Origin of the sequence: Pacificibacter marinus, assembly GCF_018860665.1 — a bacterium.
GTDB classification, from domain to species: Bacteria; Pseudomonadota; Alphaproteobacteria; order Rhodobacterales; family Rhodobacteraceae; genus Celeribacter; species Celeribacter marinus_A.
Map to the genome: position 1 here is coordinate 103149 of NZ_JAHKPK010000022.1, position 20977 is coordinate 124125.

Annotated in this window: 19 protein-coding genes, 2 tRNA genes and 1 riboswitch; of the genes, 11 read left to right on the top strand and 10 right to left on the bottom strand. The window is 53.1% G+C overall.

Annotation, left to right across the window (positions count from 1 at the left end):
- The first annotated feature begins 186 nt into the window (after positions 1–186).
- Positions 187–657 carry a hypothetical protein gene (locus tag KO497_RS19095; protein WP_252729547.1) on the top strand — a complete coding sequence of 157 codons (471 nt, stop codon included), beginning with the start codon at positions 187–189 and terminating at the stop codon, positions 655–657.
- 367 nt (positions 658–1024) lie between these two features.
- On the opposite strand, the gene KO497_RS06505 is transcribed toward KO497_RS19095, so the two are convergent.
- Together KO497_RS06505 and KO497_RS06510 are read right to left on the bottom strand one after the other, a co-directional pair.
- A complete protein-coding gene (locus KO497_RS06505) occupies positions 1025–2239 on the bottom strand; it encodes a helix-turn-helix domain-containing protein (RefSeq protein ID WP_215943159.1) in 1215 nt (404 codons plus the stop codon).
- Positions 2240–2541: 302 nt separating this feature from the next.
- Positions 2542–2618 (bottom strand) — tRNA-Arg (locus KO497_RS06510).
- Between the two features lie 302 nt (positions 2619–2920).
- On the opposite strand from KO497_RS06510, the gene KO497_RS06515 reads away from it, so the two are divergent.
- From KO497_RS06515 to KO497_RS06525, 3 genes are all read left to right on the top strand, one after another.
- A complete protein-coding gene (locus KO497_RS06515; protein WP_215943160.1) occupies positions 2921–3970 on the top strand; it encodes a LacI family DNA-binding transcriptional regulator in 1050 nt (349 codons plus the stop codon).
- 172 nt (positions 3971–4142) lie between these two features.
- A complete protein-coding gene (gene ilvD / locus KO497_RS06520; RefSeq protein ID WP_215943161.1) occupies positions 4143–5987 on the top strand; it encodes a dihydroxy-acid dehydratase in 1845 nt (614 codons plus the stop codon).
- Positions 5988–6127: 140 nt separating this feature from the next.
- A complete protein-coding gene (locus tag KO497_RS06525; RefSeq protein ID WP_215943162.1) occupies positions 6128–6826 on the top strand; it encodes a GntR family transcriptional regulator in 699 nt (232 codons plus the stop codon).
- A gap of 146 nt (positions 6827–6972) precedes the next feature.
- Here the strand turns inward: KO497_RS06525 and KO497_RS06530 are convergent.
- Positions 6973–7048, bottom strand: a tRNA-Lys gene (locus tag KO497_RS06530).
- 103 nt (positions 7049–7151) lie between these two features.
- Between KO497_RS06530 and dapF the strand changes: the two genes are divergently transcribed.
- From dapF to KO497_RS06545, 3 genes are read left to right on the top strand one after another with little or no spacing between them, the layout of a single operon-like run.
- On the top strand, positions 7152–8000 hold the full coding sequence (dapF, locus tag KO497_RS06535; RefSeq protein WP_215943163.1) for a diaminopimelate epimerase: 849 nt from the start codon (positions 7152–7154) through the stop codon (positions 7998–8000).
- Positions 8000–9262 carry a tRNA (N(6)-L-threonylcarbamoyladenosine(37)-C(2))-methylthiotransferase MtaB gene (gene mtaB, locus KO497_RS06540; protein ID WP_215943164.1) on the top strand — a complete coding sequence of 421 codons (1263 nt, stop codon included), beginning with the start codon at positions 8000–8002 and terminating at the stop codon, positions 9260–9262. Before dapF ends, mtaB begins: the two co-directional genes overlap by 1 nt.
- The gene (locus tag KO497_RS06545) at positions 9259–9924 is read left to right on the top strand and encodes a glutathione S-transferase (protein ID WP_215943165.1); all 666 of its coding nucleotides are present in this window, start codon (positions 9259–9261) and stop codon (positions 9922–9924) included. Before mtaB ends, KO497_RS06545 begins: the two co-directional genes overlap by 4 nt.
- On the opposite strand, the gene KO497_RS06550 is transcribed toward KO497_RS06545, so the two are convergent.
- Positions 9921–10586 carry an outer membrane protein gene (locus KO497_RS06550; RefSeq protein WP_215943166.1) on the bottom strand — a complete coding sequence of 222 codons (666 nt, stop codon included), beginning with the start codon at positions 10584–10586 and terminating at the stop codon, positions 9921–9923. The genes KO497_RS06545 and KO497_RS06550 overlap by 4 nt on opposite strands.
- A gap of 260 nt (positions 10587–10846) precedes the next feature.
- On the opposite strand from KO497_RS06550, the gene petA reads away from it, so the two are divergent.
- Genes petA through KO497_RS06565 form a run of 3 tightly spaced genes read left to right on the top strand, consistent with a single transcriptional unit; the run spans position 10847 to position 13556 of the window.
- Positions 10847–11410, top strand: coding sequence for a ubiquinol-cytochrome c reductase iron-sulfur subunit (petA, locus tag KO497_RS06555; protein WP_215943167.1), 564 nt, complete (start codon positions 10847–10849; stop codon positions 11408–11410).
- A gap of 11 nt (positions 11411–11421) precedes the next feature.
- Positions 11422–12747, top strand: a complete 1326-nt coding sequence (petB, locus tag KO497_RS06560; protein WP_215943168.1) for a cytochrome b — start codon at positions 11422–11424, stop codon at positions 12745–12747.
- 17 nt (positions 12748–12764) lie between these two features.
- A complete protein-coding gene (locus KO497_RS06565) occupies positions 12765–13556 on the top strand; it encodes a cytochrome c1 (RefSeq protein ID WP_215943169.1) in 792 nt (263 codons plus the stop codon).
- A 53-nt stretch (positions 13557–13609) separates the two neighbouring features.
- Here the strand turns inward: KO497_RS06565 and KO497_RS06570 are convergent, their stop codons facing one another.
- The 3 genes from KO497_RS06570 to thiB are packed head-to-tail and all read right to left on the bottom strand — an operon-like array spanning position 13610 to position 16792.
- Positions 13610–14305, bottom strand: coding sequence for a thiamine ABC transporter ATP-binding protein (locus KO497_RS06570; protein ID WP_215943170.1), 696 nt, complete (start codon positions 14303–14305; stop codon positions 13610–13612).
- Positions 14292–15842, bottom strand: a complete 1551-nt coding sequence (locus KO497_RS06575; protein WP_215943171.1) for a thiamine/thiamine pyrophosphate ABC transporter permease ThiP — start codon at positions 15840–15842, stop codon at positions 14292–14294. The genes KO497_RS06570 and KO497_RS06575 overlap by 14 nt, the downstream gene beginning before the upstream one ends.
- On the bottom strand, positions 15818–16792 hold the full coding sequence (gene thiB / locus KO497_RS06580; RefSeq protein ID WP_215943172.1) for a thiamine ABC transporter substrate binding subunit: 975 nt from the start codon (positions 16790–16792) through the stop codon (positions 15818–15820). The genes KO497_RS06575 and thiB overlap by 25 nt, the downstream gene beginning before the upstream one ends.
- 43 nt (positions 16793–16835) lie before the next feature.
- A riboswitch (TPP riboswitch) is annotated at positions 16836–16938 on the bottom strand.
- A gap of 100 nt (positions 16939–17038) precedes the next feature.
- Here thiB and aroC point away from each other — a divergent pair.
- Positions 17039–18142, top strand: a complete 1104-nt coding sequence (gene aroC, locus KO497_RS06585; protein ID WP_215943173.1) for a chorismate synthase — start codon at positions 17039–17041, stop codon at positions 18140–18142.
- Between the two features lies 1 nt (position 18143).
- Here aroC and KO497_RS06590 read toward each other — a convergent pair whose 3' ends face one another.
- From KO497_RS06590 to KO497_RS06600, 3 genes are all read right to left on the bottom strand, one after another.
- The gene (locus KO497_RS06590; RefSeq protein WP_354668096.1) at positions 18144–19010 is read right to left on the bottom strand and encodes a DMT family transporter; all 867 of its coding nucleotides are present in this window, start codon (positions 19008–19010) and stop codon (positions 18144–18146) included.
- A 70-nt stretch (positions 19011–19080) separates the two neighbouring features.
- Positions 19081–19368 carry an HU family DNA-binding protein gene (locus tag KO497_RS06595; RefSeq protein WP_215943174.1) on the bottom strand — a complete coding sequence of 96 codons (288 nt, stop codon included), beginning with the start codon at positions 19366–19368 and terminating at the stop codon, positions 19081–19083.
- 129 nt (positions 19369–19497) lie between these two features.
- On the bottom strand, positions 19498–20976 hold the full coding sequence (locus KO497_RS06600; RefSeq protein ID WP_215943175.1) for an AMP nucleosidase: 1479 nt from the start codon (positions 20974–20976) through the stop codon (positions 19498–19500).
- Position 20977: the final 1 nt, after the last annotated feature.

Here is a 20977-nt window from a genome sequence, read left to right on the forward strand (position 1 = left end):
CGTCTGAGCCCGCTCGGGCGCTTCAGTGACAGTTTTCACAGCGCGCGCCCGTGCGGGGTCCATCGGGTCCGCCCATCCGTGACGGCGATTATGCAGGTCCATGAACGCCATGTATGATTTCTCGTGGCCTGGTGGGGCGACGTTCAACGACTTTCCGGTAAGGAGATCCATACGAGGCATAAGGAAGTGCAGCTCGACACGCCCTGCATGAAGGTGACGGACCCAGAGCATCCGACACCGATCATGTTGCAGTCCGGGGCAGGCGAAGGCTTCGAAATCCTCCATGAGCTGGCGCTGCTTTGCTTCGGACGGGGCATCCTCGGCAGCAAAGCTCAGCACGCCGGACTTATACTTCCAGCGATGTGGAACCGCGTCCACGAGATCGATCATGCGCTCCGGATGACCCTTCAGAACCTCAGGCATGATCGAACGGCGGGTGCGTTTGACCTTGTCCGCAGCATCCCGTTTGGGCTGACGGTGCTGGTCGTAGTCCACGACGACCTCGTCAATGAGGTAGTTCACGGCTGGCGCGGCTTTGCCCTGACCATGGTTGAAGAACTTGACCATCATCGCCAGCTCCAATGCCTGTGCGCCAACTTACCCAGATTTCGATCAATGCCGACCAACAGGCTCAAAATTGCTAGTCGGTCGAGATAACCACTCTCAACCTCGGAATCCCGAAGCATGCGCGTGACTTCATCCATGTCAGCCTCAATGCGGGCCACAGCACGCATCAGTTCTGGCGGCGCGATCGGTACGCTGGTTCGGTGGCCCGATGTCACCAGCCCCAGAGCTTCTCTAAGCAACTCCGCCAACGGGCGGCGGGCCTGTCGGGTGATGTCATCCAACGCTTCTTTCTCAAGCTGTGAAACTCGAAAGGTAATCGATTTGGAAAGATGATCTGTGTACTTGGCGACTGAAACTGCTCGGGGGTTCGAAGGGGGCGCAGCCCCCTCGCCTGTTCCCGCGTCGTAAGACGTGGGTGAACTTGTTTTCCGTCTCGTGACCATAATTCTACCCTCCTTCAGCTTTTGGGGAAACCATGCTCAGTTTCTTTTAATAGCCGCCCTTGGCGGCTGCGGTGCGGTGGCTCGCCTGCCTTATGGGAGGCGATCTCACCACCACCCCGTGGCGCTAATCCAGATGCGTCGTTCGTGCCGTCATTGGTGCTCATTTGACGTCGAAGCCCTTGAAGTTCTCCAATCAATCCACGCAGTGCGGATCCGCGCTCGGCAGTGTCTCGCCCCAAGCCAAAGAACGCGCGGCGCATATCATCGACATGGTGTAAACTGCCATTTCTCTCGGCATTCCGGTCCACTAGCAGAAGGCAGATCGCCGTATTCTGCTGTCCGATACAGTTGACCTGCTTCTGCCAAAGACCCGCCGGAATTTCCTTCACCTCAGCCCAAGCCTTCGCTGCCTCTGGGATGCTCCGCCAATCCGGCGGCCCGCCAGGGGGCGCATATTGCATCACCGCATCCTGAAGACCCTTGCTGGCAAGAACGTAGAACTGTGCCGGAGACAGCTGTGGTTCTGGCTGATCCTCGCTACTTCTTTTTAATTTTGTTTTTTTACATTCCCTGTGTGCGACAAACGTGTCGCTCCGGTCGGACATTTCCACTGCCACGGGTTCTTCATCAAATGTGTCGATCAGGGCCTCCAGAGCCTCAGCAACCTCCTTTAACCGGTCATAGCGCCAGATACGGGAGGGGCGACGAGACGGCAGGATTACTTCCGCCGCAGCAGCAGCCGAAGAGTCTCCAGCAATACCGACCCGTTCCAGTAGTTTGGGAATGTGTAGGCGCAGGCGTTTGGCTTCATCCTTCTCAAAGCAGGCCTTTCTTGCAGCTAATTCGATCTCGCGCGCTCTTTCCACAAGCGGGGCGAGGTTGATGCCGTAGGCATACCGGATGAATTTTTCAGACCTGACACCGTAGCGCCGACAACGTGCGGCGCTCGATTTGATGATTAGTCCTAAGTCCACAAGAAGCGTCTCGGCTCTCGCTATCTGTCGAGGGTCCGTGTCAAGCTGCGAGGCGGTTTCCGCGACAGATGGCCATATTGCGCAAATTCTATCAGCGGCATAGTCTTGATCCTGAGTCTTAGAGATCGCAAAGCGCAGATATTTGAGAGCTGCGTGGGTTAGGCCGAAATGCTTCGCAGCTTTGACCAGATAGCTATAGAGCTCCCATCGTGTCATTCCGTCAGGTAGTCCGCGATGCTTTAACACATGTGTCATTGGCATCTCCCAAGACGGAAGCCATTGGGCAGAATTTTCGTTGTGACAGGAGCGTTCAATGCGCTATACTTATCTAAGCAGAATTTTGCGCCTGCTATGAAATGTGCCTCGGATTCGGTTGCCGCCGAACCGAGGTTTTTCTTTGGCAACACCCCAGATGGACTGAACCAATCTCGACGCCGGTGTACGGGTTTTGTACAGGCGAGTCGTGATCCTGCGCCGAAAATCGACGTAAAATCCCGCACGAAGCTGCAAGAAGCACGCACACAACGCTCGCAAGTCATTGATATTAAGTTTAAATTTGGTGACCCCGACTGGATTCGAACCAGTAACCTGCCCCTTAGGAGGGGGCTGCTCTATCCAGTTGAGCCACGGGACCACGCGGTTTTGTTTTACCTGCGTTGACGCCAAAGGCAAGCCTATCGCATCTGGATATTATGAGCAGGCGTATATCATTGCTGGGATTAGGTAAGGGGGAGCGAATTTGGCCCACCACTCCCCCTCTAAATCCGAGACCGCACTGAGAGTTAGAGAGCTTGCAGGACGATTCGGATGTTCTTTTTGGCCGAAACCATGGGTTCAAAGCCTGTTAGCGATAACATAGCGACATTGCTGCGCGTGGACAAGGGCGATTTTCCCTGTATGGTCATGACTACAAAATGTAGTGAAGGCCCGCACACAATGACACAACGCCCTATCAGACCAACTCCCAAACGCCCTTTGACCTTAAGAGACGTCTCAGAGGCCTCTGGAGTGTCTGAAATGACTGTAAGCCGCGTTTTACGCAATCGTGGTGATGTGTCTGAAGCGACCCGCGAAAAAGTGTTGGCCGCCGCGCGCGAGCTTGGCTATGTGCCCAACAAAATCGCGGGATCCTTGGCCTCATCACGCGTCAATTTGGTGGCAGTGATCATCCCGTCTTTATCCAACATGGTCTTTCCAGAGGTCATGACGGGTATTTCAGAAATTTTGGACGACACCGAACTTCAACCCGTGGTTGGTGTCACACATTACAAACCTGAACGCGAAGAAGCCGTGTTGTATGAAATGCTGTCATGGCGTCCGTCTGGCGTAATTATCGCGGGGCTTGAGCATACAGAAGCCGCCAAAGCGATGCTTGGAGCCGCAGGCATTCCCATCGTTGAAATTATGGACACAGACGGCGACGCTGTTGATGCGGCTGTTGGGATTTCGCACCGCCGTGCGGGTCGCAAAATGGCGCAGGCGATTATGGATGCAGGATATAAAAAGATCGGCTTTCTTGGCACAAAGATGCCGCTGGATCACCGTGCACGCAAACGCTTTGAAGGCTTTACAGAAGCACTTGCCAAGGCGGGCTTAGAAGTGGCTGATCAAGAATTTTACTCTGGTGGGTCCGCGCTGGCCAAGGGCCGCGAGATGACCGAAACCATCTTGAACCGCACGCCTGACCTCGACTTTCTGTATTACTCAAACGACATGATCGGTGCCGGCGGCCTGCTGTATTGTCTCGACAACAACATCGACGTGCCGGGCCAGATCGGCCTTGCAGGATTTAATGGCATCGAATTCCTAGATGGTCTGCCCCGCCAGCTTGCCACAATGGATGCTTGTCGTGTTGAAATTGGTCGCGCAGCCGCGCAAATCATCGCCGAACGTGCTGCGAATCCCGAAGCCGCAGGAAAAGAATTGATCACTTTAGAGCCTTCGTTAGACTTTGGAGACACACTCAAGCGGGTCAAAAAGCAATAAAGTTTAAAGATAAAGCGGTACACATCACTTTGGCGCGCCCTATTTTGGTGTACCAACTGGAAATGCGTCGCCAAACCTCGTATGTATCCCTCCAAATGTTTGGGCGTTTGCCCATTCTACACCATTGGACCTTTGGTTCTGTCGGTCTCACGCGAATACGAAAGTTAGCAATATGCCTCATTATAAATCTCGCCGCTCCACCCATGGCCGTAATATGGCAGGGGCTCGTGGCCTTTGGCGTGCAACAGGTATGAAAGACGGCGATTTTGGCAAGCCGATCATCGCTGTTGTGAACTCATTCACCCAGTTCGTGCCCGGTCACGTGCACCTGAAAGATCTCGGTCAAATGGTGGCCCGCGAAATCGAAGAGGCTGGCGGGGTTGCCAAGGAATTCAACACAATCGCTGTGGATGATGGCATCGCCATGGGCCACGACGGAATGCTCTATTCCCTGCCTTCACGCGAATTGATCGCAGACTCTGTCGAATACATGGTCAACGCGCATTGTGCGGATGCGATGGTGTGTATTTCCAACTGCGATAAAATCACCCCCGGCATGATGATGGCCGCGATGCGCCTGAACATTCCGGTGATCTTTGTCTCCGGTGGCCCTATGGAAGCTGGTAAAGTGACCATCGATGACCTTGAAGTCAAAGTCGACTTGGTGGATGCCATGGTTGCCGCCGCAGATGACAAATACACCGATGCGCAAGTTCAAGACATCGAAGAAAACGCCTGCCCGACCTGTGGGTCTTGTTCTGGTATGTTTACAGCGAACTCAATGAACTGTCTGGCCGAAGCTTTGGGTCTGGCTCTTCCCGGAAACGGTTCCACTTTGGCGACACATATCGATCGTAAGCGACTATTTTTGGAAGCAGGTCGCAAGATCGTCGAAATCACCAAAGCCCATTACGAAGACGAAAAGCCCGGCCTGTTGCCGCGTGACATTGCAAATTTCGAAGCTTTCGAAAACGCCATGTCTTTGGACATCGCGATGGGCGGATCGACCAACACAGTTTTGCACCTTTTGGCGATTGCGCATGAGGGCGGCGTAAATTTCACCATGGCCGACATGGATCGCCTGTCACGCAAAGTACCGTGCCTGTGTAAAGTTGCGCCAAACACGATCAACGTACACATGGAAGACATCCACCGCGCGGGCGGCATTTTCGGCATTTTGGGCGAATTGCACCGTGGCGGTTTGCTGCACGGCGATGTGCCAACTATCCACTCTGATTCAATGGCGCAGGCGATTGCCAAATGGGACATCAAAGTCGCCAACACGCCTGAGACCAACTCGTTCTATCGCGCGGCCCCCGGCGGCGTGCGCACCACGCAGGCCTTCTCGACTGACAACCGCTATAAAGAGCTGGATGACGACCGCCAGAATGGTGTTGTGCGCTCAGTTGAACACGCGTTTTCCAAAGACGGCGGCTTGGCTGTTTTGTTCGGTAACTTGGCTGAAAACGGCTGTATCGTGAAAACGGCGGGTGTGGATGACAGCAACCTTGTATTTAACGGCAAAGCGCATGTGTTTGACAGCCAAGACGATGCGGTTCAGGGCATTTTGACTCGCAAAGTGGAATCCGGCGATGTGGTTGTGATCCGCTTTGAGGGCCCGCAAGGCGGGCCGGGCATGCAAGAGATGCTCTACCCGACGTCATATTTGAAATCCAAAGGCTTGGGCAAAAAATGTGCTTTGCTCACTGATGGTCGTTTCTCTGGCGGTACCTCTGGCCTATCGATTGGCCACGTTTCCCCTGAAGCGGCGGAAGGCGGCTTGATCGGCTTAGTACAGAATGGCGATCCGATCGAGATCGACATCCCGAACCGCAAGATCCATTTGGCGATCTCTGACGCGGAAATCGCGAAACGCCGCGAAGCTGCTGGTCCATTGCCATGGGCCCCTGCTAAAGACCGTCCGCGCTTTGTCTCAACTGCGCTCAAGGCCTATGCCGCCTTTGCCTCATCAGCGGCCACAGGGGCTGTTCGCATTTTGCCGGACAATAAAAAGTAAGCGACATCACAACCAAGATCACGACGCCGCTCCATATGGGGCGGCGTTTTTTTATGGCCTGTGCATGACGGATGGCATAGCAAGCAGTCAAACTTGACTTGACCCATACGTCAACTAACATGCCGCCTAAAGGACGAACGATGCCCGACCAGACCCTTGCGCTTGATATCGACTCACTCGAAGGCCCTTTGGGACAACGTGTCTACACGGCGCTACGCAATAAAATTTTAGACATGACATTCGAGCCAGGCATGGTTCTGCGCAAAGGTGCATTATGCGAACATCTTGGGGTGTCGCGCTCTCCTGTTGCCGAAGCTTTGGGGCGATTGTCATCGGATGGTCTGGTCGACATCATTCCACAATCTGCCACGCGCGTCTCACAGTTCTCAGTCTCTGAACTACGCGAGGAAAGCTTTCTGCGTGAAGCAGTTGAGGTGGCAGCCGTGGCCAAGGTCGCTAAAGAGCGCACAGAAGAGCAGCTTACTCGACTTACACGAAACCTGCGCCTACAGAGCCTGCTTGTGGATGACCGTGACTATCAGGGCTTTTTTGAAGCCGATGTGGATTTTCATCATATGATTTTGGAATTCACAGGATATCCCAAAGTCGTTCTTGCCGCAGGTCAGATGTCGTTACAATTGCGGCGCGCACGCATGTTATTGTTGCCCGAGCAAGGCCGCCCCGCAGAAGCGGTGGCAGAACATCACGCAATTCTGGATGCTATCAAAGTGCAAGATCCAAATGCCGCCCGTGCAGCCATGTCAGCCCACCTGCAACAATTGATCGAACGCATCGTACCGTTGGAACGTCAGCACCCCACATATTTTCGTCATATGTAAATGACACCCTATTACAAAATAGGTTGCAATGTCCCTGCTGCAACCACAACTCTGGACAACCCATTCTGATAAGACTTTGAAATATCAGGGCACAAACAAAAAGAGCGCCCAAGGGGCGCTCTTTTGAACCACACTAAAAGAAGAAGTGGTGAGCCCTGATGGGTTCGAACCATCGACCTACTGATTAAAAGTCAGTTGCTCTACCGGCTGAGCTAAGGGCCCACTTCTTAGTGGTGGGGCGGATTTACCGTTGCACACCGGTAGCGTCAAGCACAAAACTGAGAATATCTTTTAAAAGATGTCATCAAGGGTTATATGCCCCAACATGAACACCGATCAAAACACCACCCGCGCCGACGATACCACGCTTTCTTTCCTTAAAATGCATGGTCTTGGCAATGATTTCGTCATTATCGACTCGCGAGGACGCGAAGCGCAGATAACGCCTGCCTTGGCGAAAGCGATCGGAGATCGGAACTGCGGTGTCGGATTTGACCAGCTGGCAGAGATTCGCGACTCGGATGCTGCTGACATTGATTTGGATTTTTGGAACAGCGATGGATCACGCGCAGGCGCATGTGGCAATGCCACGCGCTGTGTCGGGCGGTTGCTGATTGATGAGACTGGCAAAGACACGGTGACCATTCGCACCGAACGCGGTATTTTACAGGCCGTGCGCGCGGGCGATGAGGTCTCTGTAAACATGGGTCATCCTTTACTGAGCTGGGATCAGGTGCCGCTGTCGCATGATGTTGACATCGCACACCTTCCGCTTGCGGGCGATCCCGTTGCTATCGGCATGGGCAACCCTCATGCTGTGTTCTTTGTGGAGAATGCCGAAACTGTCGATGTGAATAGCCTTGGGCCAACTGTTGAGCATGATCCGCTGTTTCCTGAGCGCACCAACGTGGAATTCGCCGAAATACGCAGTCGCGATGAAATTCGGATGCGAGTGTGGGAACGTGGTGCGGGCATTACTATGGCTTGCGGCTCTGGCGCTTGTGCGACTGTCGTGGCCTCTGCCACGCGCGGCCTGACAGAACGCAAGGTACGTATGGAGATGGACGGCGGCTGGATCACACTGGACTGGCGCGACGATGGCGTTTGGATGACGGGGCCAACAACCTTGGTGTTTTCAGGCAGCTTTAGCACCGCCTTTTTGGAGCAAATCTAATGACTGCCAATCCACCGATTTTTGCCACGCTTGGCTGTCGCCTGAATGCTTATGAAACCGAAGCGATGAAAGAACTTGCCGCAAAAGCAGGCCTGCAAGATGCCGTGGTGGTCAACACCTGTGCTGTCACAGCAGAGGCTGTGCGCAAAGCTCGCCAAGAGATTCGCAAGCTACGTCGTGAAAACCCAAAGGCAAAGATCATTGTCACGGGCTGTGCGGCACAAACCGAACCGGCCACGTTTTCCAGCATGGATGAGGTCGATGTAGTGGTCGGCAACACCGAAAAAATGCAGGCGGAGACATGGAATGCCATGGGGCCTGATTTCATTGGCCAGACAGAGCGCGTTCAGGTCGATGATATTATGTCCGTGACGGAGACCGCAGGGCATTTGATCGACGGGTTTGGCACGCGGTCCCGCGCCTATGTGCAAGTGCAAAACGGTTGTGATCATCGCTGCACGTTTTGCATTATCCCCTATGGTCGCGGCAATTCGCGCTCGGTCCCTGCGGGCGTGGTGGTCGATCAGATCAAGCGGCTTGTGGACAAGGGCTATAACGAAGTCGTTTTGACGGGCGTTGATTTGACCTCATGGGGGGCTGATTTGCCCGCCTTGCCGCGTCTTGGCGATTTGGTCATGCGGATTTTGAAACTCATCCCCGATTTGCCGCGTCTGCGCATCAGTTCAATTGATTCTATCGAGGCGGATGATGCGCTAATGGAAGCCATCGCAACCGAGCCGCGCCTGATGCCTCATCTGCATTTGTCACTGCAACATGGTGATGATTTGATCCTCAAACGGATGGCGCGGCGGCATTTGCGCGATGATGCGATTAAATTCTGTGAGGACGCGAAAAAATTGCGCCCTGACATGACCTTTGGCGCGGATATCATCGCGGGCTTTCCGACCGAAACAGATGCGCATTTCGAGAACTCCCTGAAACTGGTCAGTGATTGCGATCTGACATGGCTGCACGTCTTCCCATATTCCAAACGCGAAGGAACGCCCGCCGCCAAAATCCCCAGCCAAGTGAATGGCAATGTGATCAAGGCCCGTGCAGCACAGTTGCGCGCCGCAGGGGATTCTCAAGTGCAGAGGCATTTGACCGCGCAAGTTGGCCGGACCCATCATATTTTAATGGAAAACCCGAACATGGGCCGCACTGAGCAATTTACCGAAGTGCATTTTGACACGGCCCAAACTGAAGGATCATTGATCACCACAACGATCCTTGGTCTCAATGGCACGCAATTGATCGCATGACGACCACACTTACTCACCCGATTCTCTATAACTTTCGCCGCTGCCCCTATGCGATGCGTGCGCGCTTGGCACTGTTGAGCGCCGGGACCACGGTAGAAGTGCGTGAAATTGTATTGCGCGATAAGCCCGCTCATATGTTGGAACTGTCGCCCAAAGGGACTGTGCCTGTGTTGTGGCTTGGCGGAACAGATGTTGTTGACGAAAGCCGAGATATTATGGACTGGGCCTTGGAGCAGCACGATCCCGAAGGTCTGTTGGATATGCCCGCTGAGGGTGCAAATTGGATTTCAACCATTGAAGGTCCATTCAAGACCGCACTTGATCGCTACAAATACGCGACGCGGTATGAAGGCGTTAATCGAGAGGTTGAGCGCGCAAATGCAGAAGCGATTCTGATGACTGTCGATACACAGCTACGCCAAACTGATTGGCTGTTTTCAGATCGACCCTGTCTGGCCGACCTAGCAACCATCACGTTTGTGCGCCAGTTCGCAAATGTGGACCGCGCTTGGTTTGATTCGCAGGATTGGGTTGGCGTCAAAGGATGGCTGGAACGGTTTTTAGCCTCAAGCCGTTTTGCAGATATAATGCAAAAATACCCGCTGTGGTCTGAGGGTACACCAAGCGGGTATTTTCCAGATTTCAAACAACCAGTAAGCTAGAAAGAATAGCTAACACCAAGATTGAGCGCATTGGTGATAATCTTGGTTTCAAGCGACCCGCCATTATCCAAATCGATATTATTCATAGAAAACGTGCCTTGGTACTCGGCAAAAGCACCCCAATGGTCATTTAAAGCGTAGCTGACACCGGCCGTCGCCCGCATGGCGGGACCCGTCACTTGATACCCAAACGTATGTGACCCGCCTGTGGCTTCAATATCGACATGTGGCATAGCAAAGCCAAGACCACCCCCAACATACGGGGTCAGCTTTTCCCCCCACTGAGCTGGCCAGCGGCGCATCAGGTTGACGGTAAAGATATTGAGGCCGTCGGTAAGCTCGAACCGATCATAGCCATTTTTCGCACGCGTTTCATCGTCCGCATAAACTTTGCTGTGAGTGAACTCTGCCCCCCAGCCCCAGTTGTTTGAATTCCAATGTGTAGCACGCACCCCGTAATAGGGCGGTGCTTCAAAACTTTTGCCCTCGAAGCCAGCCGTAAATTCGTCCGTCCATGTCGCCTCAGGATCATCACCCGTGATGACTGAGTGAGGTGAGGTCTGATAGCCCCCATAAAAAGAAAGTTCTGTCTCGGCATGCGCAGACAGCGGGACAGCTGTAAGGGCGGCTGAGAAAAGCACGGCTAAAGGTGTTCGAAACATGAGCATGTCCAGATATTAAGAGAAATTGCAAAACAAAGTGCGCCTTGTTGTTAAACGAGTCAACCGCGCTTTGACAACAGAGCTTTGGCAGTCTGAGGACCTCAAACTGTGTTCCCGCGACAACGCGCCCCACTTGCGACGTAATGCACGCTGGACGTGGCGCGATGACGGGGCTAAAAGCGCCTCAGCAGGGCAACGGGAAACCGTGGCCTTCTTATGCATTGGCCGGAAGACCGGCTTGAGACAATGGAGAATTGCTCGTGTCCCACGCAGACGAACACGAAGGCAACCGTCGCGATTTCTTGTACTACGCCACAGCTGGTGCTGGTGCAGTCGCGACAGGAGCCGCAGTATGGCCGCTGGTCAACCAAATGAACCCCTCAGCGGATGTTAAGGCTTTGGCCTCTATTCGCGTCGACATTAGCGATATCGAAGTTGGCACACAGCTGACTGTGAAATGGCGCGGCAAGCCCGTTTTCATTCGTCGCCGCACCGAAGACGAAATCGCCGCGGCGCGCGCCGTTGATCTTTCCGTGTTGATTGATGGCAACGCTGAAAATGACAACATCGCGGCAGGATCAGATGCATCTGATGCAAACCGTACGCTGGACGAAAACGGCGAATGGTTGGTGATGATGGGCGTTTGTACGCACCTTGGCTGCGTGCCTTTGGGCGATGGCGCTGGCGACTTTGGTGGTTGGTTCTGCCCTTGTCACGGCTCTCACTACGATACAGCTGGCCGCATCCGCAAAGGCCCAGCTCCACGCAACCTGCCTGTTCCAGTAGCTGCCTTTGATGGCGACACTGAAATTGTATTGGGCTGAGGGAGAAACTGATGTCTGGTATTCCGCACGACCACTACGAACCTAAAACAGGTATCGAAAAGTGGGTTAATAGCCGCCTGCCAATTATTGGCCTTGTCCATGCGACATTAACGGCGCCGACTCCGAAAAATCTCAACTGGATGTGGATCTGGGGCATTGTCCTAGCCTTCTGTCTGGTTTTGCAAATCGTCACCGGTATCGTTCTGGTGATGCATTACACCCCACACGTTGATCTGGCCTTTGCCTCTGTTGAGCACATCATGCGCGACGTGAACGGCGGCCACATGTTGCGTTACTTGCACGCAAACGGCGCGTCTTTGTTCTTTATCGCTGTGTACCTGCACATTTTTCGCGGTCTCTACTATGGCTCATACAAAGCCCCACGCGAGATCACATGGATCATCGGCATGCTCATCTATCTCTTGATGATGGCGACTGGTTTCTTGGGCTACGTTTTGCCTTGGGGTCAGATGTCCTTCTGGGGCGCGACTGTGATCACCGGCCTGTTCGGTGCGATCCCATTCGTTGGTGACGCCTTGCAAACATGGCTTTTGGGCGGACCTGCTGTGGACAACGCCACGCTGAACCGCTTCTTCTCATTGCACTACTTGCTGCCCTTCGTGATTGCTGGCCTTGTGATTGTTCACATCTGGGCGTTCCACCACACTGGCAACAACAACCCAACTGGTGTTGAAGTGCGTCGTGGTTCTGTCAAAGAAGCGAAAAAAGACACATTGCCGTTCTGGCCATACTTCGTAATCAAAGATCTCTTTGCTCTGGGCGTCGTTTTGGTGGCTTTCTTTGCTGTTGTTGGCTTTATGCCAAACTACCTCGGTCACCCTGACAACTACATCCCGGCGAACCCTCTCGCGACACCGTCGCACATTGTTCCTGAATGGTACTACTTGCCGTTCTACGCGATTCTGCGTGCCTTCACGGCTGATGTTTGGGCGGTACAATTCACGTCCTTCATCACAGCGGGCATCGTTGACGCGAAATTCTTTGGTGTTCTGGCGATGTTCGGTGCGATCTTTGTTATGGCCTTGGCACCATGGCTCGACACATCCTCTGTACGGTCAGGCAAATACCGCCCGATGTTCAAATGGTGGTTCGCTTTGCTCTGCGTCGACTTCATGGTTCTAATGTGGGTTGGTGCACGTGACACTGAATTCCCACATGATTGGATTTCCTTGATCGGCGCGACATACTGGTTCGCCTACTTCTTGGTGATCTTGCCACTTCTCGGCGTGTTCGAGAAACCATTGCCACTGCCTGCGACCATCGAAGATGACTTCGTGGCTCACTATCCTGGCGCTGCCAAAGACTCGGCAGAGTGAGAAAGGACTTAGGAACTATGTTTAAGAAACTTACTCTCTCCGCTTTTACTGCACTGGCGCTTAGCGCTGGTGCGGCGATGGCTGCAGGCGACGAAGGTCACGTACATGACGTGGACTTCAGCTTCGAAGGCCCGTTTGGCACATATGATCAGAACCAACTTCAACGTGGTCTTCAGATCTACACCGAAGTCTGTTCTGCCTGTCACGGTTTACAACACGTGCCTATTCGCACACTCAGCGATGAAGGCGGTCCACACCTGCCAGAAGATCAAGTGCGCGCCTACGCCTCTCAGTTCGATATCTATGATGCTGATCTTGACGATGACCGCGCACGTATACCCGCAGACTTCTTTCCCAGCTCATCTTTGTCAAACGCGCCTGACTTATCTTTGATGGCAAAAGCACGCGCTGGCTTTCATGGCCCGATGGGCACAGGCATCAGCCAGTTCGTCAACGGCATCGGTGGCCCCGAGTACATCGCATCCATTCTCACCGGCTACACCGGTGAAGAAAAGGAACAAGCTGGCACAACCTTCTATGAAAACACTGCCTTCCCAGGTGGATGGATCGCTATGGCGCCACCACTTTACGGTGAAGACGTTGAATTCGCTGACGGTCACTCCAACGAGCTGCACCACGAAGCCGAAGATGTTGCGTCGTTCTTGATGTGGACAGCCGAGCCCAAAATGATGGCCCGCAAACAAGCTGGTTTTGTCGCTGTGACATTCCTCTTCTTGCTGACTGTTTTGCTCTACCTCACAAACAAAAAATTGTGGGCACCGCACAAAGGCAAAAAATTCGACCTGTAAACTCAGGCTGATATCAAAAGAAAAGGCGCTCCATTTGGGGCGCCTTTTTTCATTCACTCTCCGACATAGCTAGTAAACCCAGCAGGCGGATCATTTAAAAAATCATCCAACGCCCTTGGTAAGTGACAAATACCGTCCTCCACCCACAGAACATCTTCGGCGAACCGTTCCACATCTTTGATGTCATGACTAACCATCATCACAGTCGCACCAATCCGCGCACCGACAGCCTGCGCCAGATCAGCCATCTCTATCCGCATCGCTGGCCCCAGCGCCGAAAACGGCTCATCCAAAAGCACCAGCTGCTTTTGTTGCACCAACAATCGCGCCAATGCGACGCGGCTTTGCTGTCCCCCTGACAGAGCAGCAGGTAAGCGATCTTCCATCCCAGAAAGACCCACAGCAATCAAAGCATCCAATACGCGCTGCTTATCCGCCGCATTCAGTCGTAGGTTTGGATTGACCCCAAGCCCGACGTTTTGCAGTGCGGTCATATGCGGAAACAGATTATTGTCTTGAAAGACGTTAGACACAGGTCGCTGATTTGGCTGTAAATTAGAAATGCTGCGCCCATTCCAAACGATATCGCCTTGCGTGACAGTGACATAGCCGCCAATGGCTGCCAACAAGGTGCTTTTGCCCGCACCAGACGGGCCCAAAACAGCGACACGCCTACCCGCCTTAACCCTGAAATCCGCCTTTAGCGTAAAACCATCTTGCGCAATCATTGCGCCTTCAAGACTTAGCATGACCACGCCCTCCTCGATCAAACAGATAAAACAGCGCAAGACTTAAAAACAGCAACAACAGCGCAGCCCCCATCGCTTGCTCCATCCGGTAGGCGCTCATCAATCGATAAATCTGCAACGGCAAAGTGGCTCCATCAGGACGCGCAAATAGCGTTACAACACCCAAATCGCCCATAGACAGCGCCGCCGCCAGTCCCGCAGAGAATCCCAACGGCGCACGAATACGAGGCAATATAACCAAACGCACCCGCGCCCATCCAGTCATCCCTAGGCTGTCAGACAGCGGCCCGAATCGATCTTCGCAAGCCCGCACAGCCGGTCCAATAGAGCGCAACACAAACGGCAACGACATCACGGCATTGACCAAAGCTGTGATCAGCAGCGCGATCCGCGCAGGGTCCACAAATGGAAACACCATAATGAACAGCCCCGTCCCCATCACCAATGGCGATGCCGCGACGCTTAACATGCCCAAGCCTTCCAGCCAGCGCCAGCGCAAGGCCACAAGCGCCAAGGATACAGCAAAGACAATCGTCAAGCCAGCCGACCCCAATGCCGTCACCAATGACCGTAACGCAGCCGACCACACTGAGACAGGCAACGTCAAAACATAAGGCACGCCCTGCATAAAAATAACCAACAACGGCACGGCCAAAAACAGCGTCGCGAATGTGATCCAAGCGCAATCAATGATCTTCGTCGTCAAGCGCTGCGAGCCAAACCGCTGAAGCCTACGATCTTGTCCGCCCATAACAGCTTGCGGAACAGCCAACCAAAGCGATGCCAATGCAGCCACCCCGCATATCGCAAATTGCACGCCAGCCAAAAGAGCGGCTTTGCCGATATCGAAATCGAACTTGAAAGCTTGATAAATGGCCAATTCCACCGTCGTCGCCTTTGGTCCACCACCAAAGGTCAAAGCGACAGCAAAACTGGTGGTGCAAATCAGGAAAATGATGACCAAAAGCCCGGGCACAAGATAGCGCAACATAGGCCATTCGATATGCCAAAACACATCGCGCCAAGAAAAATCAAGCGAGGCGGCAAGACGAAACTGCTCTGCAGGAACAGAGCCCCATCCATGAATCAAGAGGCGCGTGGCCAGAGGCAAATTGAAAAATACATGTGCCAGTAGGACGCCATGGAATCCATAGATCGAAATCGGCTCTAATCCAGCCAAACTCAGACCATAAGCAACAACCCCATTGCGACCAAAAACAGCCGTCAGGCCTAGAATCGCAACGATAACGGGAAGAATAAACGGAGCGCCCAACAACGTGATCAGCGCACGTCGCCCCCAAAACGAGCGCCGAGCCAAAGCCCTAGCAACTGGAATGGCCAAGGCGACGGATAAAACAGCCGACCCAAAAGCCTGCACAACAGTAAAGCGCACGGCAGCCACGTCAAAGGGATCAAGCCCACCAATTGTATCTGCCCGAAAGGCAACGGCCACCAAGGTGCCGAGGCTGAAAAACGTCACCAATCCAGCGACAATCAGCCCCGGCCAAGGACCTATTGCGAGAACGCGGTGCGCCATTCGGCGATTGCCTCGTCTCGCAATGCAGCGGCTTCATCTTCATTTAAGAAGATCGCTTTTTCAGGATAGTTGAGTTGAGAGAAGGCCTCAGGCCACTGCTCTTTCGGCAAAGCCGCAGGGTAAGACCAGTTGGCAGTTGGAATAAGTTTTTGGAATTTTTCATCCATGATAAACGCCATGAATTGATCCGCCAGCTCAGGCTGATCTGTGGTTTTCAACTTGGCGGCCAATTCGACCATGAAATAGTGACCTTCATCAAACAACGCCGCAGACTTGGTTTGATCTTCTTCGGCGATGATGTGGTAGGCAGGCGATGTCGTGTAGGACAACACCATATCAACTTCGCCGTCTGTAAACATGCCGTAAGCTTCAGACCAACCTTTGGTGACAGTAGTCACTTTCGGCGCAAGCTTGGCCCATTCAGCTTCGGCATCATCACCGAAAACCTGTTTACCCCAAAGAATCAGCGCTAGGCCCGAAATGGATGTCCGCGGATCTTGAATCGCAATTTTCCAATCCTCATCGCTGTTTACAAGCTCAACAAAGCTGGTGGGCGGATTGGTGATTTTTGTGTTGTCGTACACAAATGCGGTGTAGCCCCAGTTGAACGGCAAGAACGTGTCATCCACCCAATCAAGCGGCAAAGTCAGCGCAGATGTATCAACGTTATGGGGCACAAATAGACCCGATTCGCGGGCTTTTTTGGTCACATCAGAGTTAAAGCCAATGGCGATGTCTGCATTCGTGCGTTCCCCTTCAAGCAAAAGTCGGGGCAATAGGTCGCCCGTCACATATTCGATTTCGCACTCACAAGTTTCTTCAAACGCGGCCTTGATCGCTGGACCGGGGCCCCATTCAGAGCCAAAGTAATCAGGTGCGTAAATTGTAAGAGGATCAGCAAAAGCAGAGGTGGCCAAAAGGCTGGCCGCAAGTGTCAGGCTATGGTTCATAGCTCGCTCCATTCAAAAATGGGCGAAGAAAAAGGTCGCGTCTTGATGATGCGAATACCTTCCCTCCGCCGGTGTTAGCCGGTTCAGGTTCTACGGGTCCGCAAAGCGCATCTCAGCCACATGTGGTGGCACCCCGAGGTAAGGCGCAATTTAGCGTCAAAACCACAAAGCGCAAGCTCAAGACACTTAGCCCCCTTTTCGCCAAGCCAAACACCCGTTAAACCAAGGGCGATCTAGGAGCACAGCATGAGCATCAATACATTCGGCCATCTCTTTCGTTTCACCACTTGGGGTGAAAGCCACGGACCTGCGCTTGGCGCAACTGTTGACGGCTGCCCTCCGGGCATTGATCTGACAGAAGAGATGTTGCAAGTCTGGCTCGACAAACGCAAACCCGGCACGTCGAAATACACAACCCAGCGTCGCGAACCTGATCAGGTGGAAATTTTATCAGGTGTGTTTGATGGCAAAACAACAGGCACGCCCATTCAATTGATGATCCGCAACACGGATCAACGCTCAAAAGACTATGGTGATATTTCTGAAAAATTCCGTCCCGGTCATGCAGACATCACCTATTTCCAAAAATACGGCATTCGCGATTATCGTGGTGGTGGCCGCTCTTCAGCGCGCGAAACGGCAGCACGCGTAGCGGCTGGCGGTGTGGCGCGTGCTGCTTTGGCGCAATTGATCCCAGACCTAGAGATCAAAGGGTATATGACCCAAATCGGGCCAAACGGCATCATTGGCGCACGCGATATGGCAGAAATCGACAACAATCCCTTTTGGGTGCCCAGTGCCGTGACAGCTAAAAACTGGGCAGCATATCTCGACGACATCCGCAAATCGGGCTCGTCCGTAGGCGCAGTGATTGAAGTGGTTGCCAAAGGGGCACCTGCGGGCCTTGGCGCACCGATTTATGCCAAGATCGACACTGATTTGGCATCCGCTATGATGTCTATCAACGCTGTTAAAGGCGTTGAAATTGGCGAAGGTATGAATGCCGCACGCCTGACCGGCGAAGAGAACGCCGATGAAATTCGCATGGGCAATGATGGCCCGCGCTACATGTCCAATCATGCTGGCGGGATTTTGGGCGGGATTTCCACAGGACAGGATCTGGTTGTGCGCTTTGCGGTAAAACCTACGAGTTCGATCCTAACCTCGCGCAAAACCATTACCAAAGCGGGCGAAGACACCGATTTGATCACAAAAGGTCGCCACGACCCTTGCGTCGGTATCCGCGCTGTTCCAGTCGGCGAGGCGATGATGGCCTGCGTGATTTTGGATCACCTGCTTTTGCATCGCGGTCAAAACGGTGAAACGCCTTTGGGCGTTTTCGGCGAATAGATTACGCCTTAGACAGTTGAACGGCCAAGATACCCACCATGATGGTAACAACACCCACGAGATCCCAGCCGTTTACCTGTTCACCAAGCACAAGGGCCGCAATCGCCACTCCGAAAAACGGGTTTAGAAAGTGAAATGCGGCCCCTTTGATTGTGCCAATGCGTTCAACCAGCTTAAACCACAACCATGTCGCAAACAGGCCCGGCACAAAAGTGATGTAGAGCATTGCCCCCACGAGTTGGGTCGACATGGTGATCTCATATGTGTCGATAAATGGGGATATAATCCCAAGCACAAAACTGCCAACCAAGCTTTGTAGACCCACCACCATCAAAACATTTGCCCCAGCGCCGACAGAGTGCAAAGAAAGCGTGGCAATGGCCAGCGCAACGGTGCCGAAGATACACATCAAGATGCCAACCATATCGCTGCCTGCCGACAAGCGCGTCCCCATAATCAATAGCACGCCCAAAAAGCCGATGCCTAGACCAAGTAAAGCAATGGGTTTGGGAAGTGTTCGCAAAAATAGAATCGAGAGCAGCGCCACCACCAAAGGCATCGAGGATGCCAAGACCGAGGCCAATGACGCCTCAACCGATCTCATCGCCAAAAAATACAATCCAAGGTAAGCAGAATTCTGGCACACACCAAAGATGATAATCGCGCGCCATTGCTGCCCCGTAAACGTCCATGATTGACCAAGCACACGCGCTAAGCCGACACCGACCACTCCGGACATGAAAAATCGCAAAGACAGCGACGCCAACGCAGGCGCATCGGCAACGATGATCCGTCCTGAGGTGAAGGCCGATGACCACATCAAAATGAAAGCAACCCCCATCAAGGTCGTTTTAAAATCTGCTTTCACTTTATGCCCACCTAGAAATGCAAAAGGGCCGCGCAAATGCACGACCCTTTAAAAATACTGCGTACAAGCCTTAGCCGTTCACGCTGTCTTTAAGCGCTTTGGCAATGGTCATTTTCACGACTTTGTCTGCGTCTTTTTTCATTTGATCACCCGTTTGTGGGTTGCGCACCATGCGCTCTGGGCGTTCACGGCAGTAGATTTTGCCAACACCTGGAAGTGTCACGGCACCGCCAGCAGAAACTTCGCGGGTGATGATTGCAACAACGGCATCAAGAGCAGCACCAGCTGTTTTTTTGTCTGCGGCCAGCTCTTCTGCCAAAGCGGCAATAAGCTGTGTTTTTGTCATTGGTTTCGACATGTCTGTATCTCCTCGTGTCCCCCTTGGATTAGGGGGTATCGGGCATTTCTAAGCGAATATAGTAGGCGCACACAACGGTTAGTGTATAAAACACGTCACTTTTCGCCCCTTTTACAGCGATTTTCCGCCTTATAAGAAGGCCGTTTCTTCAAATGAGCGCAGTTTTCGACTGTGAATGCGCTCAATGGGCATGTCTCTCAAAATTTCCATCGCGCGAATACCGATCAACAAATGTCGAGAAACTTGGCTTCTATAAAACTCAGACGCCATGCCTGGCAGCTTCAATTCGCCATGCAAGGGCTTGTCGGACACACATAAAAGCGTCCCATATGGGACCCTAAAGCGAAAGCCATTGGCAGCAATCGTAGCGCTTTCCATATCAAGCCCTACAGCGCGTGATTGCGACAGCCGCTGAACCGGGCCAGATTGATCGCGCAATTCCCAATTGCGGTTGTCGATCGTCGCAACTGTCCCTGTTCGCATGATGCGTTTCAATTCATAGCCTTCAAGCTGGGTGACTTGAGCAACCGCATTTTCAAGTGAGGTTTGAATTTCTGCCAATGCAGGAATAGGAACCCACACTGGGAGATCCGCATCCAACACATGGTCTTCGCGCAGGTAAGCGTGTGCCAAAACAAAATCACCCAATCGCTGCGAATTTCGCAGGCCTGCACAATGCCCCACCATGATCCAAGCGTGAGGGCGCAACACCGCAATATGATCGGTTGCGGTTTTAGCATTTGACGGTCCAACACCGATGTTCACCAAAGTCACACCAGACCCATCTGCACGCTTAAGATGATAGGTCGGCATCTGCGGCATCTTGGTGATCGGATCAATCGGAGTGTTAGGGTCAGTGATCTCAACATTCCCCGTACTCACGAAACTCGTATAGCCGCTACTTGGGTCTGCAAGCTGCTCACGCGCATAGGCCTCGAATTCAGAGACATAGAACTGGTAGTTTGTGAACAGAACATGGTTTTGAAAATGGCTGGCATCCGTTGCCGTGTAGTGCGACAGTCGCGCGAGAGAATAGTCAATGCGCTGCGCTGTAAACGGCGCCAATGGCTCTGATCCGTCTTCGTACTGAAAGGCATAGCCGTTGACGATGTTATCGTGGGTTGTCGCCAAATCAGGCACATCAAACACATCACGCAAGGGGTAATCCATCACGCCCTCTTGCGGCACCGTTACGCTGTCATCATTTGCGACAGCAAAGTGCACTGGCAACGGCGTTTGCGACGGTCCGATTTCAACCTGAACGCCGTGATTTTCAATCAGTTGTTGAAGCTGGAATGTCAGGTAATTACGGAACAGGTCAGGGCGTGTGACAGTTGTCGAATATATCCCAGGCTTGGAAACATGACCAAAAGACAGACGACTGTCCTGCGACGCATAAGACCGCACAGTGATTCTAATTTCAGGGTAATAGGCACGAAATTTTGCGACAGGCTTAGCGCCTTCAGCGACTCGAGAAAAACGTTCCGTTAAAAACTGAGTGGCTTCGGTATATAGCTCTTCGAGCCTTTGAACGGCTGCTTTGGCATCTGAAAACAATTCAGACTCACGCCTTGGTGGCGTTTCAAGTTTCAGTCCTGCGTTCGACATC